The organism is Streptomyces endophyticus (assembly GCF_035798155.1).
GTDB lineage: Bacteria > Actinomycetota > Actinomycetes > Streptomycetales > Streptomycetaceae > Streptomyces > Streptomyces endophyticus.
Genome location: NZ_JAOZYC010000091.1, coordinates 1 through 337 on the forward strand (window position 1 = coordinate 1; position 337 = coordinate 337).

Annotated in this window: 1 other RNA gene; it reads right to left on the bottom strand. The window is 51.3% G+C overall.

Annotated features, from left to right (window positions below):
• Positions 1–331, bottom strand: a transfer-messenger RNA (tmRNA) gene (gene ssrA, locus OKJ99_RS11520).
• Between the last annotated feature and the right edge of the window lie 6 nt (positions 332–337).

The window sequence follows — 337 nt, forward strand, 5'->3', positions numbered from 1 at the left end:
CTCCGCTGTCGGTACTACATGCGTAGCCGTGTCTATTAAGTTAACCCTCAGCGACCCGACGGGCAGGGTGCTTTGGGCGAGTTGTGTAAGTTTTAGCCGCTTCGTCCACAACGTACTGCACGGCGATTCTGTTCTATATGACAATCACTTTGGGTTTACAGACATCCCCTGGTGATTGCTGGACCCGAAGGTACCAGAAGCTCAGGGCTAAGGCTGCTTACGCAGCGAGAGCGAATTCCTGGCCGTAGTTTTCGTCATTGGCAACTATAAGTAGTTGCAACAGTGGATTTACGAGTTCTGTTACCAACTCGGCATGCACCTAAAGTTTCGCAACCGG